At 73.9% G+C, this 1982-nt stretch carries 3 protein-coding genes; all 3 read left to right on the top strand.

Annotated features, from left to right (window positions below):
- Window positions 1-640: PHB depolymerase family esterase (locus AB0C69_RS41735; protein ID WP_360362345.1), on the top strand; the 640-nt coding region annotated here is incomplete at its 5' end.
- Between the two features lie 69 nt (window positions 641-709).
- Complete coding sequence (locus tag AB0C69_RS41730; RefSeq protein ID WP_345176152.1) at window positions 710-1009, top strand: trypco2 family protein; 300 nt, start codon at window positions 710-712, stop codon at window positions 1007-1009.
- Window positions 1006-1982, top strand: a 977-nt coding sequence (locus AB0C69_RS41725) for a serine protease (protein WP_360362342.1), incomplete at its 3' end; no start/stop codon positions are given. The genes AB0C69_RS41730 and AB0C69_RS41725, both read left to right, overlap by 4 nt.

The raw sequence follows: 1982 nt of genomic DNA, 5'->3' as shown, positions 1-1982 counted from the left end.
GTACGTCCGCAGGCAGAGCGGGCTCGACGGGGTCGCCGACCGCCACGGCTACGCCGTCGCCTACCCCGACGGGCTCCTCGGCACCTGGAACGCCGGGGCCTGCTGCTGGTTCGCCCGCTGGACCGGCGTCGACGACGTCGCGTTCCTCGACAAGCTGATCGACACGCTGGTGCGGCAGGGCGTCGCCGACCCCCGCCGCGTCTTCGTGACCGGTTTCTCCAACGGCGGCGGCATGGCGTACCGGTACGCGTGCGAACGGTCGGACAGGATCGCCGGGATCGCCGTGGTCTCCGGCGCGCTCGCGATCGGCTGCACGCCCGGAAAGCCGGTGTCGGTGCTGGCCTTCCACGGGACGTGGGACCCGTCCGTCCCCTATGACGGCGGCGGGAACATGGACGCGGACGTCCATTTCCCCTTCATCCCCGTCAGGTTCCTCATGGAGTTCTGGAGGTGGGTGGACAAGCTGCCCGCGCTCTCGCGGCCGGTGCCGGACGGGCCGGACGACTGCGTCGGCACGGGCCCCGGCCCCGTCGTCGTCGCGCTGTGCACCAGGCAGCGCGGCGGCCACGAATGGCCGGATTACGCCAGCGAGCTCATGGCCAGGTTCTTCGCGGACAGGCCGTCCCTGCCGAAGACGTGACCTCCGTTGAATTCCAGTCGTGCCGCTACTTAGCGCTAAACTCTCCCCACTTACGAGTAATGGGGAGCAATGCAGGAAATCGGCTTGGCAGAGGCAGTCAAAGCGATCCGCGACGACCTGGCGCGGGCTCAGCTTGAGGGCGCCGACGAGGAGATCCGCTTCAGCGTGGGGCCGGTCGAGGTCGAGTTCGAGGTCGCCGTGGTCCGGGAGGGCGGCGCCAACGGCAAGGTGAAGGTCTGGGTGGTCGAGGTCGGCGCCTCGGGCAAGCTCGCGCAGACCACCACGCACCGGGTGGCGGTCACGCTCAATCCGCACGTCGACGGCAAGCCGATCGAGGTGGGTGACCGGCTCCGCAAGCCCGGCCGGTGATCCCTGACGAACCACGCTGGCGCACCGTCGAGGTGCTCGTCGGGGAGGGCGAGGAGGGCTACGGCACCGGCTACCGGATCTCCTCCGGGCTGGTGCTCACCTGCCGGCACGTGGTGGCCGCCCCCGGGCCGGTGGCGGTCCGGCTCGCCACGCCGGACGAGTCGGTCTCCGTCGCCGCCGAGCGGATCTGGACCGCCGAGGGCGCCGAGGTCGACCTGGCGCTGCTGCGGGTGGCGGACGGCCCGCTGCCCGCGGTGGCCCCCGCGGTGCTGGCGGACGTCGACCCCTGGAGCACCGGGCGCGCCCGGTTCGTCTCGTGGGGCTTCCCCGCCTCCCACGACCGCGAGAGCGAGCTCGGCGGCGTCCGCGACGTCGACCAGGTGGACGGCGACGTCCTCCTCGGCGCCAACGTCAAGACGGGCCTGCTCGACCTGCACCGCGACGACGCCCCGCTGCGCGCCGGCCGCCGGTACCGGGGGCTGTCCGGCGGCCCCGTCCTGGTCGGCGGCAAGCTGGTCGGCGTCGTGCGCTGGGCCGAGCCCGACGGGCCGCTGACCGCCTCCCGCGTCTTCAGCGCCGCCGGACCGCACCGGCCGCGGACCGCCGGCGAGTTCGTCGAGCCCCAGCCGAGCCGGGAGAGGCTGAACGCGCTCCTCGACGGTGAGGGCGTGCGGCTGGACCCGGGGCCCGCGGGGCCGTCGGCGCCCCTGCGCCGGTCCCGGTACTGGTCGACCATCACCAAGCTCCGGGCCCGCTGCCCCGACCCCGCCGACCGGGACGCCGAGCTCGGCCGGCTCCAGGAGTTCGCCACGAGCGGCACGCCCTACCTGTGGCTGGTGGGCGAGCCCTGGGCCGGCAAGACGACGCTCGCCGCCGCCTTCGCCGGGGACCCCGCCCCCGACGTCGTCACGGTCGCGTTCTTCGTGTCCCGGTCGGCCGGCTCGCGGCTGGCCGACTACCGGGCCGCGCTCGC

It is taken from the genome of Actinomadura sp. NPDC048032, assembly GCF_040653175.1.
Lineage (GTDB): Bacteria > Actinomycetota > Actinomycetes > Streptosporangiales > Streptosporangiaceae > Spirillospora > Spirillospora verrucosospora.
The sequence above is the reverse complement of the archived record's forward strand: the minus strand, read 5'-3'. Positions and strand labels throughout refer to the sequence as shown.